Origin of the sequence: Polymorphospora sp. A560 (assembly GCF_045781765.1) — a bacterium.
Lineage (GTDB): Bacteria > Actinomycetota > Actinomycetes > Mycobacteriales > Micromonosporaceae > Polymorphospora > Polymorphospora lycopeni.
The window spans coordinates 2,348,422-2,366,971 of sequence record NZ_CP122282.1 but is presented as its reverse complement, the minus strand read 5'-3'; the positions used below and the strand labels follow the sequence as shown (position 1 = coordinate 2,366,971).

General features: G+C 72.5%; 15 protein-coding genes. 6 read left to right on the top strand and 9 right to left on the bottom strand.

What is annotated here, in order from left to right:
- Positions 1 to 38: 38 nt before the first annotated feature.
- The 4 genes from QCD66_RS10775 to QCD66_RS10760 are packed head-to-tail and all read right to left on the bottom strand — an operon-like array spanning position 39 to position 4,350.
- Positions 39 to 1,250, bottom strand: coding sequence for an ABC transporter ATP-binding protein (locus QCD66_RS10775; RefSeq protein WP_375734101.1), 1,212 nt, complete (start codon positions 1,248 to 1,250; stop codon positions 39 to 41).
- A gap of 6 nt (positions 1,251 to 1,256) precedes the next feature.
- Positions 1,257 to 2,096: a carbohydrate ABC transporter permease gene (locus QCD66_RS10770; protein ID WP_357541784.1), complete on the bottom strand. Its 840-nt coding sequence runs from the start codon at positions 2,094 to 2,096 to the stop codon at positions 1,257 to 1,259.
- Positions 2,096 to 3,052 carry a sugar ABC transporter permease gene (locus QCD66_RS10765; RefSeq protein ID WP_364220279.1) on the bottom strand — a complete coding sequence of 319 codons (957 nt, stop codon included), beginning with the start codon at positions 3,050 to 3,052 and terminating at the stop codon, positions 2,096 to 2,098. The genes QCD66_RS10770 and QCD66_RS10765 overlap by 1 nt, the downstream gene beginning before the upstream one ends.
- Positions 3,049 to 4,350: an ABC transporter substrate-binding protein gene (locus QCD66_RS10760; RefSeq protein WP_375734100.1), complete on the bottom strand. Its 1,302-nt coding sequence runs from the start codon at positions 4,348 to 4,350 to the stop codon at positions 3,049 to 3,051. Before QCD66_RS10760 ends, QCD66_RS10765 begins: the two co-directional genes overlap by 4 nt.
- Before the next feature lie 249 nt (positions 4,351 to 4,599).
- On the opposite strand from QCD66_RS10760, the gene QCD66_RS10755 reads away from it, so the two are divergent.
- The 3 genes from QCD66_RS10755 to QCD66_RS10745 all read left to right on the top strand — a co-directional run bounded on the left by QCD66_RS10755 (position 4,600) and on the right by QCD66_RS10745 (position 8,132).
- Positions 4,600 to 5,178 (top strand): DsbA family protein, encoded by a 579-nt coding sequence (locus QCD66_RS10755; protein ID WP_364220282.1) that lies wholly within the window; start codon positions 4,600 to 4,602, stop codon positions 5,176 to 5,178.
- Positions 5,179 to 5,361: 183 nt separating this feature from the next.
- A complete protein-coding gene (locus tag QCD66_RS10750) occupies positions 5,362 to 7,371 on the top strand; it encodes an EAL domain-containing protein (RefSeq protein WP_364220285.1) in 2,010 nt (669 codons plus the stop codon).
- 47 nt (positions 7,372 to 7,418) lie between these two features.
- Positions 7,419 to 8,132 carry a VOC family protein gene (locus tag QCD66_RS10745; protein WP_375734099.1) on the top strand — a complete coding sequence of 238 codons (714 nt, stop codon included), beginning with the start codon at positions 7,419 to 7,421 and terminating at the stop codon, positions 8,130 to 8,132.
- Here the strand turns inward: QCD66_RS10745 and QCD66_RS10740 are convergent.
- Positions 8,107 to 9,072, bottom strand: coding sequence for an FAD-dependent oxidoreductase (locus QCD66_RS10740; RefSeq protein WP_375734098.1), 966 nt, complete (start codon positions 9,070 to 9,072; stop codon positions 8,107 to 8,109). The two genes, QCD66_RS10745 and QCD66_RS10740, sit on opposite strands and share 26 nt — an antisense overlap.
- Before the next feature lie 82 nt (positions 9,073 to 9,154).
- Here QCD66_RS10740 and QCD66_RS10735 point away from each other — a divergent pair, with 82 nt between their 5' ends.
- Positions 9,155 to 10,036, top strand: coding sequence for a LysR family transcriptional regulator (locus QCD66_RS10735; RefSeq protein WP_375734097.1), 882 nt, complete (start codon positions 9,155 to 9,157; stop codon positions 10,034 to 10,036).
- Here QCD66_RS10735 and QCD66_RS10730 read toward each other — a convergent pair.
- Entirely contained in the window at positions 10,026 to 10,532 is a 507-nt protein-coding gene (locus tag QCD66_RS10730; RefSeq protein ID WP_364220297.1) for a DinB family protein, read from the bottom strand. The genes QCD66_RS10735 and QCD66_RS10730 overlap by 11 nt on opposite strands.
- Positions 10,529 to 13,360 carry an MGH1-like glycoside hydrolase domain-containing protein gene (locus QCD66_RS10725; RefSeq protein ID WP_375734108.1) on the bottom strand — a complete coding sequence of 944 codons (2,832 nt, stop codon included), beginning with the start codon at positions 13,358 to 13,360 and terminating at the stop codon, positions 10,529 to 10,531. The genes QCD66_RS10730 and QCD66_RS10725 overlap by 4 nt, the downstream gene beginning before the upstream one ends.
- 63 nt (positions 13,361 to 13,423) lie before the next feature.
- Here QCD66_RS10725 and QCD66_RS10720 point away from each other — a divergent pair, with 63 nt between their 5' ends.
- Together QCD66_RS10720 and QCD66_RS10715 are read left to right on the top strand one after the other, a co-directional pair.
- Positions 13,424 to 15,358 carry an amylo-alpha-1,6-glucosidase gene (locus QCD66_RS10720; protein ID WP_375734096.1) on the top strand — a complete coding sequence of 645 codons (1,935 nt, stop codon included), beginning with the start codon at positions 13,424 to 13,426 and terminating at the stop codon, positions 15,356 to 15,358.
- A gap of 147 nt (positions 15,359 to 15,505) precedes the next feature.
- Positions 15,506 to 16,822, top strand: a complete 1,317-nt coding sequence (locus QCD66_RS10715) for a glycosyltransferase family 4 protein (protein WP_375734095.1) — start codon at positions 15,506 to 15,508, stop codon at positions 16,820 to 16,822.
- Between the two features lie 143 nt (positions 16,823 to 16,965).
- Here the strand turns inward: QCD66_RS10715 and QCD66_RS10710 are convergent, their stop codons facing one another.
- Positions 16,966 to 17,628 carry a TOPRIM nucleotidyl transferase/hydrolase domain-containing protein gene (locus QCD66_RS10710; RefSeq protein ID WP_375734094.1) on the bottom strand — a complete coding sequence of 221 codons (663 nt, stop codon included), beginning with the start codon at positions 17,626 to 17,628 and terminating at the stop codon, positions 16,966 to 16,968.
- 45 nt (positions 17,629 to 17,673) lie between these two features.
- Positions 17,674 to 18,411 (bottom strand): VOC family protein, encoded by a 738-nt coding sequence (locus QCD66_RS10705; RefSeq protein WP_375734093.1) that lies wholly within the window; start codon positions 18,409 to 18,411, stop codon positions 17,674 to 17,676.
- Positions 18,412 to 18,550: the final 139 nt, after the last annotated feature.

Here is an 18,550-nt window from a genome sequence, read left to right as displayed (position 1 = left end):
GGGCCACCGCGTTCCCACGGTGGCCCCGTACGAACCGCTCAGGCGGCGGTCACCCCGCCGGACCGGCCCTCGTGCAGCGTCAGGTTGCGCCCGTCGGACGGGTCGAACAGGTGGATCTTCTCCAGGTTGAGCCAGATCCGCCGGTTCTCGCCCTCGCGTACGTCGGACTCGGCCGACAACCGGGTCACCAGGTTGGAGCCGCCACCCCCGGGCAGGTCCGAGGCGCCGATGTCGGCGGCCAGCTCCTCCAGTTCGGCGGAACTGGCCCGCTCACCCTCGACCGAGAGGTAGACGTACTTGTCGGACCCCATCGACTCGACCAGGTCGACCGGTGCCTCGAACTCCATCCCCCGGTCCCGGTGCGCGGCGTCGACCAGGGCCGCGTCCTCGAAGTGCTCGGGCCGGATGCCGACGATCAGTTCCCGGCCGGCGTCGCCGCCCTCGAGCTGGCGGCGTACCCGGTCGCCGATCGGCAGGTCGCCGAGCGAGGTCCGCAGCTTGCCGTCCTCGGCGGTCGCGATGAGGAAGTTCATCGACGGCGAGCCGATGAACCCGGCGACGAACAGGTTGGCCGGGTGGTCGTAGAGGTTCTGCGGTTCACCGACCTGCTGCACCGCGCCGGCCCGCATGATCACCACACGGTCACCGAGTGTCATCGCCTCGGTCTGGTCGTGGGTGACGTACACCGTGGTGGTGCCGAGCCGCTTCTGCAGCCGGGACACCACGGTCCGCATCTGCACCCGCAGTTTCGCGTCGAGGTTGGACAGCGGCTCGTCCATCAGGAACGCCTTCGGGCTGCGGACGATCGCCCGCCCCATCGCCACCCGCTGGCGCTGGCCGCCGGAGAGGTTCGCCGGCCTGCGGTCGAGCAGCGCGGTCAGCTCCAGCACCTTGGCCGCCTCGGTGACCTTCTCGTCGATGGTCGCCTTGTCGAGCTTGGCCAGCTTGAGCGGGAACGCCATGTTCTCCCGCACGGTCATGTTCGGGTACAGCGCGTACGACTGGAACACCATCGCGATGTCCCGGTCGCGGGGCGCCTTGTCGTTGACCCGCTCGCCACCGATGCGCAGTTCCCCGGAGCTGATGTCCTCCAGTCCGGCGATCATGTTCAGGGTGGTCGACTTGCCGCACCCGGACGGGCCGACCAGGATGACGAACTCGCCGTCGGCGATCGTCAGGTCGACGTCGCGGACCGCGACCGTCCCGTCCGGATACTTCTTGCTCACCTGGTCCAGCACGATGTCAGCCACGAAAACTCACCCCTTGACCGCGCCGGACGTCAGGCCCGAGACGATGCGACGCTGGAAGAACAGCACGAACAGAATGATCGGTACGGTGATCACCACGGCGGCCGCGGAGATCGCCCCGGTCGGGTCCTCGAACTGCGACTCGCCGGTGAAGAACGACAGCGCGACCGGGACCGTACGGGACCGCTCGGTCGAGGTCAGCGAGATCGCGAACAGGAAGTCGTTCCAGCAGAAGATGAAGACCAGGATCGCGGTGGTGAACACGCCCGGCGCGGCCAGCGGCGCGATCACCCGCCGGAACGCCTGCCCCTGGGTGGCGCCGTCCATCTTCGCCGCCTTCTCCAGGTCCCACGGGATCTGCTTGAAGAACGCCGACAGCGTGTAGATCGCCAGCGGCAGCGCGAACGTGATGTACGGCAGGATCAGGCCCGGCCAGGTGTCGAACAGCCCGAGCCGGCGCTCGATGTCGAACAGCGGCGACACCAGCGACACCTGCGGGAACATCGCGATCAGCAGCGACACCCCGACCAGCAGCCCCTTGCCGGGGAAGTCCAGCCGGGCGATGGCGTACGCGGCCAGCATGCCGAGCACCACCGCGATCACCGTCGAGATCATCGCGATGCCGATCGAGTTGATCAGCGCCCGGATGAACTGGTCGGTCTGGAAGATCGTGCGGTAGTTCTCCAGCGTCCATTCCCGCGGGATGAAGTTGCCGTCGGTCAGGGTGCCCGGCGTCTTGAACGACAGCGACGCGATCCACAGCACCGGCGTCAGCGCGAAGACCACGACGACCGCGTCCAGCAGGCCCCACCGCCACTTCTTGGCCGGGGTGGTGTCCAGCGCGGCCATCAGCGCCTCCCCTCGTCGGAGCTGCCCGGGGCAGCGGTGCCGAACAGCTTCACGAAGATGAAGGCGATGACCGCCACGGTCAGGAAGATCAGCACCGACATCGTCGAGCCGATGCCGAGGTTGAGCCCCTTCATCAGGTTGTTGTAGGCGAGCATCGACACCGACGAGGTCTGGTTGGCCCCGGCGGTCAGCACGTAGATGTTGTCGAAGACCCGGAACGCGTCCAGGGTCCGGAAGAGCAGCGCGACCAGGATCGCCGGCTTCATCACCGGCAGCATCACCTTGGTGAACCGCTGCCACCCGCTGGCTCCGTCCATCGACGCCGCCTTGAGCAGGTCCTCGGGGACCAGCGCCAGCCCGGCCATCAGCAGCAGGGCCATGAACGGCGTGGTCTTCCAGATCTCGGCCAGCATGATGATGCCCAGCGCGCTGGCCCGCTCGGTCAGCGGCGCCCCGTCACTGAACAGGTTCGCCAGGTAGCCGGTGTCCGGCGTCCACGCGTACCGCCAGGAGAACGCGGCCACGACCGTCACGATCCCGTACGGGATCAGGGCCGAGGTCCGCACCAGGCCGCGGCCGACGATCGTACGGTGCATGATGATCGCCAGCCCCATGCCGAGCACCAGCTCGACCGCGACCGTGACGACCGTGATGAGCATGGTGACCCCGAACGCGGTCCACCAGAACTCGTTGGTCAGCACCGTCACGTAGTTCTCCAGCCCGATGAACTCGCGCTGGTCGGGAAACTTCAGGTCGAACCGCTGCAACGACAGCCAGACCGAGTAGAAGATCGGGTACGCCGTCACGGCGACCATCACCAGCGCGGCCGGGGCGCACAGCAGCCACCCCAGCCGGCGCTCGGCCTTCTTGCCCTCGCTCAGCGGCGCCTTGACCCGCCGGCCGGCCTTACGGTCGGCGAGCCCTCCTTCGGTGGTCGGTTCGGCTCGGTGGCTCATCCCGGCAGCACCCCCTTGGATTCCAGCGCGTCCTGCACCGACCGGCGCAGCTGGTCCGCGGTCTCCTGCGGCCGGATCGCCGACGGCGGGGACAGCGTCACGGACAGCACCGTCGACACGTTCTGGTACGCCGGCGTCAACGGCCGGGTGGCGCCGTCCCGCAGCTCGGCGAGGATCTCGTCCTTCATCGGGTACGCCTCGGTCATCTCCGGGTCGGCGTAGATGCTCTCGATCGTCGGCGGCACGCCGTCGTTGATCGCGGAGAACTTCTGGTTCTCGGCGTTGCGGATGCACAGCGCGGCCTCGAACGCCTCGTCCGGATGATCGGAGTAGCGGCTGACCGCCAGGTTGACGCCACCGATCGTGACCCGGCTCGGCTGGCCGGCGTCGACGCCCGGGTAGCGGGCCCAGCCGACCTTGTCCGCCAGTTCCGGCGCCCCCTCCTGCAACGCCGGGTAGACGAACGGCCAGTTGAGCTGGAAGGCGCCGTTGCCGGACTGGAACGCCAGCCGTACGTCGTCCTCCAGCGCGTTGGTGAACGACGCGCTGGTCACCCCGGCGGTCGCGAACCGCTGGAGCACCTCCAGGGCGCGCACCGCGCCCTCGTCGAAGACCGCCTCGGTGCCGTCCTCGTTGAGGATCTGCCCACCGGCGCTGGCGACCAGGGTGTTGTAGAAGGCGACCAGCCCCTCGTACTGGGCGCCCATGGTGAGCACCTGGTACGGCTGCCCCTGCTCCTTGAGCCGCTGTGCCGCCGCGATCATGTCGTCCCAGGTCTCCGGCGGCTGCTCGACCAGGTCGGTGCGGTACCACAGCAGCTGCACGTTGGTGTTCTTCGGCGCCGCGAACAACTCGTCCTCGTAGCGGGCCGACTCCAGCGGCCCGGCGAGCGTGCCCCGCTCGACCTCGGCCCGCGCGTCGCCGGTCCACGGCAGGATCCAGTCGGCGCTGGCGAACTCCTGGGTCCAGGTCACGTCCAGCCCCAGCACGTCCATCCCCCGGTCCCCGGCGGCGAGCCGGCGCACCATCTGGACCCGCTGGTCGTCGGCGCCACGGGGCAGCACCCGGTATTCGATCCGGTAGCGTCCCTGCGCCTGCTCGTTGCAGTTGTCGATCACCGTCTGCAGGTTCTGCTCCGGTGGGTAGTACAGGTTTATGGTCGGCACACCGCCGTCGCCGCCGCCACACGCGGCCAGCGGCAGCAGCACCCCCAGCGCCGCCGCGGCGGCCACCATCCGGCGGCCACGTCGTCGGGGGCCGGCACGTCCCCCGGTGGTCCGCTCTACGCGTCTGCCCATTCCGCCCCTCCCTCGGCGGCTGCCCCGCCGGGTGCGGTCCCGGCAGGCCAGCTGATCAGGCCCGTCGCGTGGGCCGCGGCGCGTCGAGGCGCGTCGGCGGTGACGCGATGGGCGTGACCGCTCACTGCCCTACCCGGCCCGCCGGCAAACCTGCGGCCAGCAGGCGAACCCGACCGGGGACCGTTATCCTGTCGCCCGGCCGACGGCTACACCCCTCCCCGGCGCCGTTCCGGATCTAGACTTTCGGGCATGGATGTGACGTTCCACTTCGACCCGGCCTGCCCCTGGACGTGGCGCACCTCGCGCTGGCTGCTCAGCGTCGCCCCCGAGCGTGATCTGGCCGTCCGCTGGCGGCCGTTCAGCCTCGCCCTGCTCAATGACGAACCGCCGCCGGACGAGTTCCGCGAGATGATGGCCGCCTCCACCAAGGCGCTGCGGCTGATCGAGGCGTTGCAGGCCGCCGGCCGCAACGACGACGCCGGCCGCTTCTACACCGCACTCGGCACCCACACCTTCGAGTCGATGAACCCGCTCACCGACGCCTCGGTACGCGCCGCCGCCGAGGCCGCCGGTGTCGCCGACGCCGCGGGCGCGCTCGACGACGCGTCGTGGGACGAGGCCGTACGGCGCTCGCACACCACGGCGTGGGAGGCCGCCGGCCCCGACATCGGCTCCCCCGTGCTGACCGTCGACGGGGTCACGCGCGGTGTGCACGGCCCGATCGTGGGCGAGGTGACCGACAAGGCCGAGGCGCTGGCGATCTGGGACGCCGTCGAGCCGCTGCTGCGTACGCCGACGTTCTTCGAGGTCAAGCGGGGCCGTCCGTAACCCACCCGGCGCCGCCGGCCGGCGTGGCCGGTGGCGCCGGCCCGGTCCGGCGGGGACCGGCCGGCGGGGGCGGTTCGCCCGCCGGCCGGTTGCCGAGCCGGTTGTACACTCGGTCACTCCGTGGCCCCCGACCGTGCCCCCGGTCGTCGGCCCCGACCCCGTCACCGATCCAGGGGAGGCACCGTGCCAGCAGCACTGCCGCCGGGTGTTCCGGACGCGGTGCTCCAGGTGATGGGCAGCGCCCTCCTGACGACCACCGACGGCACGGTCGACTGGTGCAACGAGGCGGCCGTCCGGCTCGGCCAGGCGATCGGCACCGACCTGCGTACCCTGCCGCTGGCCACGGTGACCCCCGACGGCCCGTCCCGGGAGCTGCCCTGCCCGGTGCCCGACGGCAAGCCCCACTACCTGCGGGTGACCTGCCGGCAACTGCCGCCGCGCGACGGCGTCGGGCCCGAACTGCTCTACGAGGTCGCCGACGTCACCGCGGCCCGCGCCGACCGGGCCCGGGCCGACAACTACGAGTGGCGGCTGAAGCACATCGAACAGCTGTCGAAGGTCGGCACGTGGGAGTGGGACCTGGCGACCAATGACGTCATCTGGTCACCGACCCTGCTGTCGATGTTCGGCCTGCCGGCCGGTTCCACCCTCGACTACCCCGCCTACCGGGCGATGCTCTACCCCGACGACGTCGCGATGATCGAGTCGACCCTGGCGGCGGCGCTGGAGCGTCCGGCGCCGTTCAGCTACACGCACCGCATGTACCTGGCCGACGGGCGGACGCTGCGCGTGTTCGAGTGCTACGGCGAGGTCTTCACCGACGCCGGCGGGGCGCCGGCCCGGGTCCTCGGCACCGCGCACGACGTCACCGAGGTCCAGCGGGTGCAGGACGAGCTGACCTATCTCGCCGACCACGACCCGCTGACCGGGCTGCCGAACCGGCGGGCGCTGACCGCGGCGATCAGCGGCGCGGCCGCCCAGGGCCGGGCCGGCGGCACCCTGCTGCTCATCGACGTCGACAATTTCAAGGACATCAACGACCTACGTGGGCACGGCGTCGGCGACGAGGTCATGCGGCTGCTGGCCCGGCTGCTGACCAGTCACCTGCCGGCCGGTGCCGTCGTCGGCCGGCTCGGCGGCGACGAGTTCGCCGTCCTGCTCGACGGATACGACCCGGCAGCGGCGATGGCGGTGGCGGGCCGGCTGTGCGACCTGGTCGCCCGGACCCCGTTCGCCGTACGCGGCGAGCCGCTGCGGGTGACCCTGTCGATCGGTGCCGCCCCGTTCGAGCCCGGCGACGACCACGACCTGCTCCTCGCCCACGCCGACCTGGCGCTCTACCAGGCCAAGGACGAGGGCCGCAACCGCGCCCGGCTGTTCGCCCCGGAGCAGCACCGGCAGGCCGCCCAGCGGGTCGGTGTGGTCTCCCGGGTCCGCCGGGCCCTGGACACCGGCCGGCTCGAACTCGACGCCCAGCCGATCATCGACCTGTCCGACCTCGGGGTGCACAGCTACGAACTGCTGGTCCGGGTCCGCGACGGCCACCTGCCCGAACTCGAACCCGCCGACTTCCTGCCCGCCCTCGAACGCGGCGACATGGTCTGCGAGCTGGACCGCTGGGTGGTGGAGACGGCGATCCGGGCCCTGGCCCGGGCCACCGCCGCCGGCGCCGCCCTGCGCTTCGACGTCAACATCTCCAGCCGTTCGCTGGAGGACCCGTCGTTCGGCGACTGGGTGGTCCACGCCCTGCGGTCGGCCGGGGTGCCGGCGACCCGGCTCGGCCTGGAGATCACCGAGACGACCGCGATCGCCAACCTGCACGACGCCCGCCGGCTCGCCTCGACGATCACGTCCGCCGGCTGCGGGTTCAGCCTCGACGACTTCGGTGCCGGATACGGTTCCTTCGTCTACCTCAAGCACCTGCCGTTCACCACCGTGAAGATCGCCGGTGAGTTCGTCCGGCATGCCGACCACGGCGGCCCCGACCCGATCCTCGTCGACGCCGTCGTACGGGCCGCCCACGGGCTGGGCATGTACACCGTGGCCGAGCACATCGACCGGCCGGAACTGGTCGGGGTGCTCAAGATGCTCGGCGTCGACCGGGGGCAGGGCTTCCACCTCGGCCGGCCGCAGCGCCTCGACGACCTGATGCGGCGCACGATACCCCTCGACGCGGCAACCGGGGTCCCATAAGGTTTTCTGGCGCCGATCCGGCGTCCTTCGACCTGTGTGGAGGATCCGTGCCCGACTCCTGGACTCTTCCGGTCGCCGTCGACCTCTCCACCACCGCCGTGTCGTCCGCGGCGGCGTTCTACGCCCGGCTGCTCGGCTGGTCGGTCGACGGCTCCGGTGACACCGTTGTCGCCACCGTCGACGGGGCCACCGTGGCGACCGTACGCCCCACCCGCACCTTCCACTCCGGATGGTCGACGGTGTTCGGCACCGCCGATCTGGCCGCCACCCGGGCCGGCATCGTCGCCGCCGGTGGCCGGGTGTACGGGACGGACCCGGCCGGGATGCTGCGGGCCGCCGACCCGGCCGGCGCCACCTTCGCCGTGACCACCGGGCACACCCCGCCGCCACCCGGCCCCGGCCGGCCCTCCTGGTTCGAATACATGACCACCGCCCCGGCGGCGGCCGACGACTTCTACCGGGCCGCGCTCGGCCTGTCGCCGGTGCGTCCCGACGGGGCACCCGACGACGGCTTCGTGCTGTTCACCGCCGGCGGCCGGCCGGTCGCCGGCCGGCTCACCCTGCCGCCGGAGCTCGCCGCCACGGTCCCGGCCGGCTGGATGGTCTACTTCGGCTGTGTCGACGTCGACGACACCGTCACCGTCGCCGCCGATCTCGGCGCCGCCGTCGTCGTACCGCCCCGGGACACCCCGACCGGGCGGCTGAGCACGCTGGTCGACCCGACCGGCGCGGTCTTCACGCTGCTGCGCCCGGCCCGCTGACCAGCGACACCACCTCGTCGGCGCAGCCCCAGGCCAGCGTCATCCCGGCCCCGCCGTGCCCGTAGTTGTGCACGAGCCGGACCCCGCCGGGCAGCCCCACCGGGTCGGCTTCCACCCGCGGCCCGCCGTGCCGGGCCGGCCGTAGCCCGGCGAGCCGGGCGAGCACCGGGGCCCCGGCGAGTTCGGGTACCAGGGCGGTGCACCGGGCCACGATCGCGGCGCTGGCCGCGTCGTCGGGGCCGGTGTCGTACGCGTCCGGCTCGAACGTGCCGCCGAGCACGACGTCCCGGCTGCGCGGGTGGACGTACGTGATCCCGGCCGGGTCGTCCTCGTCGCGTACCGACACGTGCAGCCCGGGGTTGGCGACCACCACGATCCGGCCGCGCGCCGGGTGCACCGCCGGGTCGGCGGCGAGGGTGCGGGCCCCGAGCCCGGACGCGTTGACCACGACCGGGGCGAGGTCGGCGACGTCGGCGAGCCGGGCGAGCCGGCGTCGCGCCAGCCGCCCGCCGCCGGCGACCAGCCGTTCGGCGAGCCATTCCAGGTACGGCCCCATCTCGACGCCCGGCACGGTGAACCGCCACCGCCCCGTGTACGGCGCCGGCACGTCCCGGTCGGCGGTGAAGTCGCGGGTGGCCGGCGCCCACCACGGGTCGGCCGGCGCGGGTGCCCGCAGCAGCATCCGGGTGGGGCGCATGACGACCCCGGGTACGCCCCGCGCCGCCTGGTCGGCGTACTCGTCGAAGGTCCGGTGGGCCCGTTCGAGCATGCGGGCGCTGCCGTCGGTGTGGGTCGGGTACCAGACCGCGGCCGCCACCCGCGAGACCGTGTCCGCCGGATCGTCCGCGGTCAGCACGAGGACCCGCGCGCCGGCCTGTTGCAGTCGCAGCGCGCTGGTCAGCCCGACCACACCCGCTCCGACGATCACCACGTCAGTCATGCGTCAAGGCAACCGCGCCGCACCCCGTGCTGTCCAAGACGACCCGGCTACCAGCTGATAAGCACAGCTTATGATGACGGACATGGATCTGCGCCGGCTGCGCTACTTCGCGGTGCTCGCCGAGGAACTGCACTTCACCCGCGCCGCGAAACGGCTGCGGATCGCCCAGCCGGCGCTGAGCCAGCAGATCCGCGCCCTCGAACGCGAGGTCGGGGCCGTGCTGATCGAACGCACCGGCACCGCCGGCCTCACCCCGGTCGGCCGCGTCGTCGCCGCCGAGGCGGCCACCCTGCTCGCCGCCGCCGACGCCGCGCAGGCCCGCATCCGGGCCGCCGTACGCGGCACCGAACGCCTCCGGCTGGCCTACACCCGGTCGGCGCGCGGCGGCCGGGTCGACGCCCTGATGGCCCGCTTCCGCGCCGGGAACCCGCACGTGGAGGTCGTCGCCGAGACCGGCTGGACCGCGCCGAACGTCGAGGGACTGCTCGGCGGCCGGTTCGACGTCGCCTTCGTCCGCCCGCCGGTCGACGAGCCCGGCCTGCGCTGCGTGCACGTCGACACCGAGGAACTGCTGCTCGCCGTACCCGCCGGCCATCCGCTGGCGGCCCGGCGCCGGATCCCGCGCGAGCCGCTGGTCGGCGAGCCCGCCGTGATGTGGCCCCGGGAGAACGGCCCCGGCATGTTCGACCGCACGATCGCCCAGGTCTGGCCGCGTGGCGGCTTCAACCTGGTCCGCCACGAGCCCGACGACGAGCAGCTGCTGCGCGCCGTCGCCGGCGGCTCGGTCGTCGCCGCGGTGCCCGCCGGCCGGGCCCGTGCCCTACGGGTGCCCGGCGTACGGCTGCGCCGTTTCACCGCCCCCGTGCCGACCGTCGACATCGCGCTGGCCCACCCGGCCCGCGCCGTACCACCGGTGGTCCGCCGGCTGCTGGACCTGCTCGCCGTCGACCCCGTCACGGGGTGAGCGACCGCCGCGCGTCGACCAGGTGGTGCACCCCCTCGTGGATCGCGTCGCGGACCACCCAGTCGATGTTGCGGACACTGCGGTACGGGAAGTGCAGCACCGCCGTGTACGACCACTCCTCGTCGCGCAGGTCCTCGATCGCGTCGGCCAGCGCCGACGACGCCTCGGTCAGCCCGTCGAGCGCCGTTTCCAGGTCGAAGTTCTGGTAGGCGGCGTTGACCAGCGAATCGTCGCGGGGCACCGGCACCACCTCGGGCTCGTCGTGGACCAGCATCAGCCAGATCCGGTTGTGCTGCTGGCGCATGACGTCGGCGACGTGCAGGACGTTCTCGATCGCCGAGTATTCGTCCGGCGACGGCCGCCGGTGCACGATCCGTGGGTCGACGCCGACCAGCACGCCGCGGAACAGCGGCCCGAAGGCGCGGATCCGGTTGGCCAGCTCGGGGCTCTTCACCTCGTGGTAGCCGTACCCGCACTTGCCGCACTTGGTGGTCACCCGGCGGAGTTCCCCGCCGGGCGGCTCCCATCCCTGTGCCCGGGCCCGGCCCGCGGCGCCGGCGGCCGGGGGCCCGCCGGCGGCCGGTCACCGGCCCGTACGGTCAGGATCAGGTCGGCGACCAGCGCCGTCCAGCCGGTCTGGTGCCAGGCGCCCAGTCCCGCGCCGTTGTCGCCGTGGAAGTACTCCGGGAAGGCGATCAGATCCCGCCATCCGGGGTGGGTCTGGAACAGTTCGGTCGCCCCGTACATCGGGCGCCGGCCGGCTTCGTCGGGGACGAACATCGCGATCAGCCGCTCGGAGAGGTCGTCGGCGACCTCGGTCAGCGTCCGTTTGCGCCCCGACCGGGTCGGATGCTCGACCAGCAGGTCGTCGCCGAAGAAGCCCGCGTAGTCGCGCAGCGCGCAGATCAGCAGGAAGTTCGTCGGCATCCAGATCGGGCCCCGCCAGTTGGAGTTGCCGCCGAACAGGCCGCTGGTCGACTCCGCCGGCTCGTAGCCGACGGTGAAGTCCTGCCCGCCCAGCGACACCGTGAACGGCTCGGCGAGGTGCTGCCGGGACAGCGTCCGCAGCCCGTACGGCGACAGGAACTCGTCCTCGTCGAGCATCCGGGCCAGTATCTTGCCGAGCCGGTCCGGGCCGACCATCGACAGCAGGCGCTGCTGCCGGCCGCCGCCGGCCAGCCGGCGGGCACCGATCACGTCGGCGTACTCCGGCTTGTTGGTCAGGAACCAGCGCAGCCGGGCGGCGAGTTCCGGCATCCGGGCCAGCGTCGTCGAGGTCAGCGTCGTGGCGGCGGCCAGCGGCAGCAGCCCGACGACCGAGCGGACCTTCAACGGCACCCGGTCGCCGTCCGGCAGTCGCAGCACGTCGTAGAAGAAGCCGTCCTCCTCGTCCCACAGCCCCTGCTCGGCGGCGGCCTCGGCGATGTACGCGAAGTGCTCGAAGAACTTCGTCGCGATGTCGGTGTACGCCGGGTCGTGTCGGGCCAGGATCGACGCGATGTCGAGCAGGTTGAGCGCGTACATGCCCATCCAGCCGGTGGCGTCGGACTGCTCCAGGACCCCGGCGACCGGCAGCGCCGCCGACCGGTCGAACGGGCCGACGTTGTCCAGGCCGAGGAAGCCGCCCTCGAACAGGTTGCGGCCGTCGGCGTCCTTGCGGTTGACCCACCAGGTGAAGTTGATCAGGAGCTTGTGCATCACCCGGGCCAGGAAGTCGTGGTCCCACCCGCCGTCGATCTCGAAGACCTTCAGCGCCGCCCAGGCGTGCACCGGCGGGTTGACGTCACCGAACGCCCACTCGTACGCCGGGATCTGCCCGTTGGGGTGCATGTACCACTCGCGTAACAGCAGCAGCAGCTGCTGCTTGGCGAAGCCCGGGTCGACGCGGGCGATGGTGACGCAGTGGAACGCCAGGTCCCAGGCGGCGTACCACGGATACTCCCAGGTGTCCGGCATCGAGATGACGTCGAAGCTGTTCATGTGCCACCAGGCGTGGTTGCGGCCGTGGCGGCGGCCCTCCGGTGCCGTCGACGCGGGATCGCCGACCAGCCAGCGGTGCACGTCGAAGTGGTAGAACTGCTTGCCCCACAGCACCCCGGCGAGCGCCTGCCGGGCCACCGCCGCCTCGGCCCGCGAGGCGCGGGCCGGGATGACCCGGGCGTAGAAGGCGTCGGCCTCCGCCGACCGGGCGATCATCGTACGGTCGAAGCCGGCGCCGAGGTCCAGCCGCGGCGCCGCTCCCCCGGCCGGCGGCGGCGCGGTCAGCCGCAGCCGCAGCCGGATCCGGGCCTGTCCCCCGCCGGGTACGTCGAGCACGTAGTGCAGCGCCCCCTTGGTGCCCGTACGCTCCGGGTTGACCGTCGCCGCCCCGGACACCACGTGGTCGTTGATGCCGTCCTTGGGATACCGGGTCTGGCTCGGCAGCCCCCACAGCCGGTCGGCGTTGCTCTCGTTGTCGCACAGCAGCGGCACCGGCTCGCCGTCGCCCTCCAGCACGATCTGGCCGAGCACCCAGTGTTCGCCGACCAGCCGGTTGTCCTCGCCGACCAGGTGCGGCACCCGGTCGCCGCCGGGCAGCCGCCACGACCACGTGTTGCGGAACCACAGCGTGGGCAGCACGTGCAGCCGGGCCGCCTCGGCGCCGTGGTTGGCGACGGTGACCAGCAGGCACATGTCGGTCGGCGACTCCTTGGCGTACTCGACGGTCACCGCCCAGTACCGGTCGTCGTCGAAGACGCCGGTGTCGACCAGTTCGTACTCCGACTCGTCGCGACCGCGCCGGGCGTTGACCGCGACCAGGTCGTCGTACGGGAACGCGGCCTGCGGGTAGTGGTAGCGCCACCGCATCCACGAGTGGGTGGGCGTGGAGTCCTCGTACCACCAGTAGTCCTTGGCGTCCTCGCCGTGGTTGCCGCCGTCGCCGCCGAGGCCGAACATCCGCTCCTTCAGGATCGGGTCGCGGCCGTTCCACAGCGCCAGCGCGAAACAGAACGTCTGCCGGTCGTCGCAGACCCCGGCCATGCCGTCCTCGTTCCACCGGTACGCCCGCGACCGCGCATGATCATGCGGGAAGTAGTCCCAGGCCGTACCGTGCTCGCTGTAGTCCTCGCGCACCGTTCCCCACGCCCGCTCCGACAGGTACGGCCCCCACGACCGCCAGGCCCGTTCGCCGGAATCCGCCTCCCGCAGGCGCCGGCGCTCGGCCGATCCGATCCGCCTGAGTTCCTCCTCCTCGTCGCGTACGTTCTGGTCCCCGGGGGCCGGCACGTCGTCGATCACCGCCATATCCTCGATCTTGCCCGCAGACTTGACCACACTGGTGATTGTCACCGCGGCGTGTTACAGCCTCACCGTCGGTACTCCCCGTAGCCCTCCCCAGGAGAAGCATTGATACCGATCAGTTTCGGCCCGCAGGTGTGCGGTCACCCGGAGGCCGGCACCGCCCGCGAGTGGCTGGTTCCCGACGGCCGCGGCGGCTACGCCATGGGCACCGTCAGCGGGCTGCGCACCCGCCGCTACCACGGGCTGCTGGTCGTCGCCGACGACACCGGCGCCAACCGCCGGGTCGGCCTGGTCGGCCTCGACCCGGCCGTGGTGTTCCCGTCGGGCGCCCACGTACGCCTCGGCGCCCACGAGTGGGCCTCCGGCGACGTCGACCCGCGCGGCTACGAACTGCTCGAACGGTTCGACCTGGTCGACGGGCTGCCCCGCTGGCGCTGGCGGATCGGCGACGTGGTCATCGAACGCGAGATCGCGATGACGTACGGCCGGTCCTGCGTCGCCGTCGTGCACCGGCTGGTCACCGGCGGCCCGGTCCACCTCAGCCTCGCCGCGGTCTGCACCTGGCGCGACGCGCACGGCGAGCGCCGCGCCGACGGACCCGCCCCGCACGTCGAGCCGGTCGCCGGCGGCGCGGTCGTGGAGAGCGCGTTCCGGCTCGCCGGCCCGGACTGGGAGCCCGAGGGCCAGTGGTGGCACGGCGCCCACCACCGCGCCGAGGCGGCGCGCGGCCTCAACCCGAACGAGGACCTCTGGTACGCCGGCCGCTTCGCCGCCACCCTGGACCGCCCCGGCGCCACGGTGCAGGTGCTGGCCTGGGCCGACGACCTCGCCGACGAGCCGCCGCCGGCGGTCGAGGTGGTCGCCGCCGCCCGCCGGCGCAACCGGTCGGTCGTCGCCGCCGCGAAACCCGCCGACAACGTCGACGCGACCCTCGCGCTGGCCGCCGACGCGTTCGTGGTCGCCACCGCCGCCGGCCCGGACGTCGTCGCCGGCTACCCGTGGTTCGGCGCCTGGTCCCGCGACACCATGACGGCGTACGAGGGGCTCTTCCTCACCACCGGACGCGCCGACGAGGGACGCGAGCTGCTGCGGGCGTACGCCGGCCGGCTCTCCGAGGGAATGCTCGCCAACACCGCCGACACCGGCCGGGTCGAGTACAACACCGCCGACGCCACGCTGTGGTTCCTGCACGCCGTCGGCCGGCACGTCGAGGTGGCCGGCGACCCCGACCTGGCCGCCGAACTGCTGCCGGCGCTGCGCACCGTCGTCGACACCCACCTGACCGGCACCCGCTACGGCATCCGCGTCGACCCGACCGACGGCCTGCTCACCCAGGGCGCCCCCGGTGAGGCGCTGACCTGGATGGACGCCCGCGTGTACGGCGTACCCGTGACGCCGCGCGCCGGCAAGCCGGTCGAGGTCAACGCGCTGTGGATCAACGGGCTGGCGACGGTGGCCGCCCTCGCCGAACTGGCCGGCACCGACGCCGGACCGGTACCGGTCGCCCACGCCCGGGCCGTCGAGTCGTTCCGCCGGCGCTTCCCGTCGTCGTCCGGCTGGCTGCACGACGTCGTCGACGCCCCCGCACCGACCTACCCGCTCGGCGGGGCGCCGCACCACGACGACGACCACCTGCGCCCCAACCAGCTACTGGCCTGGTCGCTGCCGCACGCGCCGCTGGCACCGGACCGGCGGATGCTGCAGGCCGTCGGCGCGGCCCTGCTCACCCCGCTCGGCCTGCGCAGCCTGGCCCCGGGCTCGCACGACTACACCGGACAGCACCGCGGCGGCCCGGCCGACCGGGACGGCGCCTACCACCAGGGCACCGTCTGGCCGTGGCTGATCGGCCCGTACGCCGAGGCGATGCACCGGGCCGGGCTGGAAATCGGCGAGTCGTTGATCGGAATCGAGTCTCATTTGCCCGAATTTGGCCTAGGGTCTGTCAGTGAGACCGCGGACGGGCAAGCCCCGCACGCCGCCACCGGCTGCCCTTTCCAGGCCTGGTCGGTTGCGGAGTTCAGGCGCGCCCGACGGTTTTGACCGTTTGCCGTTACACACCTGCAACGGCCGTGTCTTCGCTGGTTATCTGGTTCCCGGCACGATTGGCCACAACCCAGACGATGCGCTGACACCCGCACAGGTGTCTGGTCGCGCATGCGCCGGGACGATGCCGAGGGGGCGGGGCCAATGTCAACAAACGCCGAAGTGTTCGACATCAGAAGTCCGCGGCGGCAGCGGGTGCTGATGCTGTCCTGGGAATACCCGCCGGTGGTGGTCGGCGGCCTCGGCCGGCACGTCCACGCGCTGTCGGTCGCCCTGGCCGCCGCCGGCCACGAGGTCACCGTCGTCACCCGGCACGCCGCCGGCGCCCCGCTCGAGGAGTACGCCGACGGCGTACGCATCGTCCGCGCCCCCGAAGACCCGCCACTGTTCCCGCTCGCCACCCCGTCCCTGCTGGCCTGGACCATGGCGTTCAACCACACCCTGACCCGGGCCGCGCTGCGCGCCGCCGAGTCCGGCGAATACGACGTCATCCACGCCCACGACTGGCTCGTCACCCACACCGCCGTCACCCTCAAGGAACACCTCGACCTGCCACTGGTCGCCACCATCCACGCCACCGAGGCCGGCCGCCACCAGGGCTGGCTGCCCGACGAGATGAACAGGTGCATCCACTCCGTCGAGTGGTGGCTCGGCCACGAGGCCGGCCGGGTCCTGGTCTGCTCCGAATACATGAAGTGGGAGGTGACCCGCCTGCTGGAGATGCCCGCCAGCCGGGTCGAGGTCATCCCCAACGGCGTCGACGACCGCGCCTGGCGGCCCCGCCCCCGCGCCGTCGCCGCCGCCCGCGCCCGCTTCGCCGGCGACGGCCCGCTGCTCGGCTTCGCCGGCCGCCTCGTCTACGAGAAGGGCGTCCAGCACCTGGTCAGCGCCGTACCCGAACTCGCCGACCGGCACCCCGGCCTGCGCGTCGTCATCGCCGGCGACGGGCCGTACCGGCCCGAACTGCAGGACGAAACCCGCCGCCTCGGCCTCGACGACACCATCAGCTTCGCCGGCTTCATGAACGAGACCCAGCTGCCGGCCGTCCTCGCCGCCACCGACGCCACCGTGATCCCGAGCCTCTACGAGCCGTTCGGCATGATCGCCCTGGAGGCCGCCGCGGCCGGCGCCCCGCTCGCCGTCGCCGCCACCGGCGGACTCGCCGAGATCGTCGAACCCGGCGTCACCGGCGTCACCTTCCCGCACAGCGACCCCGGCGCCCTGGCCGGCGCCGTCGACAGCCTGCTCGGCAACGCCGCGTTCGCCCGGAGGGTCGCCCGCCAGGCCCGGTCGATGGTCAGCGAACGGTACGGCTGGGCGACCATCGCCGCCCGCACCGCCGCGGCGTACGCGTCCGCCGAACGCGACAACGCCTCGTTCGCCGCCCGCCAGGCGGCCGCCCAACTCGCCGGGGGCCGCCCCCGCGTGGTCGTCCCGGAAGGCAACCTCTTGACCCTCTGACCATCCGCCGGACGGGACAGGGCCGGGGCGGCTCGGGCGGCTCGGCGATCAAGGGGATGTGTGCCGCGAATCGGGCGGGGAGGGCCACGATTTCTCCTTGATCGCGCCTGACAGCGATTCGTGCGCGCCTGGCAGCGGGTGGGTCAGACGGCGGCCAGCAGCGCGTCGAGCGGCCGGGGCAGGGCGTCCCGGCCGACCGCCGCCTCGACGAGCAGCCGGGCATAGCGCAGCTTGCGGTGCGCGCCGCTGCCCAGGAACCGCCGCATCTGCGCCTCCGGCCGCCGGCCGCGCCAGGCGGGCTGGCTCTGCAACGAGCGGAACGACCCGAGGTCGCCGTGGGCGGCGAAGAGCGCCTCGACGTCCGCGACGCCCACCGCACGGATCAGCTCGTCCTCCAGATCGTCGACACAGACGTAGAAGCCGAGGTCCTCCATGTCGGTGCGGGTGGCGGCCGGGCCGATCCGGGCGACGATGCCGCGCCGGAACAGCTCCTCCTCCCGCAGGTCGCACAGACCGGCGACGCGTAGCCGGTCGGCCGGCGGGCCCAGTCTCGTCAGGACGCGGCGGATCGCGTGTGCGCCGCCGATCGGCACGACCACGACCCGCTCCGCATCGAGGTCGCGGCCACGGCACACGGCGGCCGTCTCCAGCGCGATCTGGTCGCTGATGCCCTCGACGAGCACCACCGCCACGGCGTCGTCGACCTTCGCCAGGGCGCGGGCCGTCGCCAGGACCGGGGCGTCGGGGCCGCTGAGGTATCCGTCGGGCGGCCGGCGGCCAGGATCCGGACGATCGGTGACATCCATGGTGGTGGCAATCATCGGCGATACACGTGCCCGCCGGCCAGGGATTTACCGACGTGCGTCGACGTCCGCCGGGTCACTGAGCGCCGACGCGAGTTCGGCGGCGTCCCGGAACGCCGGGGCCGCCCGTTCCGACTCGTCGGCGTCCAGCACGACGTGTTCGACCCGGGCCAGCATCTCGGCCGCGGTGTCGGGGTCGCGCAGCACCATCGCGAGTTCGGCGCGGTAGACGAGGACCTCGATCCGGGCGACGGGATCGTCTCCGGGCCGGGTACGGGCCAGCGCGCTGTCGAGGATCCGGACGGCCTGCCGGACATCGCCCCTGGAGTCGGCCTGCACGACGGCGTCCGCCAGGGCCTTGGCCAGCCGCCCCACCGGCCCGGACTCGGTGACGGCGGCCGGCTGGGCGACGCGGATCCAGTTGCCGCCGGGGTCGATGACGCTGAACCCGGTCATCCCGTCGGCGTTCTTCCGCGCCCGCGGCCGGGTCATCCGCGGCGTCCCGGACACCAGGACCTTCCCGTACGCGGCGCGCATGCCCGCGGCGAACGCCCGGTGCAGTCCCTCGATGTCCGACGTGAGGACGAGGCAGGAGCCGTACGACTGCTCCGGGTCGAAGCCCGCGATCTCGAAGAAGTGCAGGTGCAGGTCCTCACGCCGCATCGCCACGTACGGGTGGGGCCGGCGCTGCCGGTATGTCGTGCCGAAGCCGAGGACCTCGTAGAAGTTGACCATGTCGTCGATGGAAACGCAGGGCAGGAACGGAACGGTCACCTCGTTGGCCATGCCTCCCTTCCTAGGGAATCAGGGATGCCCATCGCACATGGAAATAGCCGTTCGTCGCTGCCCACCAGCCGATCGGGCGAGGCGCCGAAGCGACGCCTGGCCCCGCCGTGTGGCGACCTCCGCGGAGGCACCCCGGGTT

Bases quoted from the DNA above. Each gene is read 5' to 3' on its own strand.
- QCD66_RS10770 (WP_357541784.1), bottom strand. From the start codon at position 2,096: ATGGCCGCGCTGGACACCACCCCGGCCAAGAAGTGGCGGTGGGGCCTG.
- QCD66_RS10765 (WP_364220279.1), bottom strand. From the start codon at position 3,052: ATGAGCCACCGAGCCGAACCGACCACCGAAGGAGGGCTCGCCGACCGT.
- QCD66_RS10760 (WP_375734100.1), bottom strand. From the start codon at position 4,350: ATGGGCAGACGCGTAGAGCGGACCACCGGGGGACGTGCCGGCCCCCGA.
- QCD66_RS10755 (WP_364220282.1), top strand. From the start codon at position 4,600: ATGGATGTGACGTTCCACTTCGACCCGGCCTGCCCCTGGACGTGGCGC.
- QCD66_RS10740 (WP_375734098.1), bottom strand. From the start codon at position 9,072: ATGACTGACGTGGTGATCGTCGGAGCGGGTGTGGTCGGGCTGACCAGC.
- QCD66_RS10735 (WP_375734097.1), top strand. From the start codon at position 9,155: ATGGATCTGCGCCGGCTGCGCTACTTCGCGGTGCTCGCCGAGGAACTG.
- QCD66_RS10715 (WP_375734095.1), top strand. From the start codon at position 15,506: ATGTCAACAAACGCCGAAGTGTTCGACATCAGAAGTCCGCGGCGGCAG.
- QCD66_RS10710 (WP_375734094.1), bottom strand. From the start codon at position 17,628: ATGGATGTCACCGATCGTCCGGATCCTGGCCGCCGGCCGCCCGACGGA.
- QCD66_RS10705 (WP_375734093.1), bottom strand. From the start codon at position 18,411: ATGGCCAACGAGGTGACCGTTCCGTTCCTGCCCTGCGTTTCCATCGAC.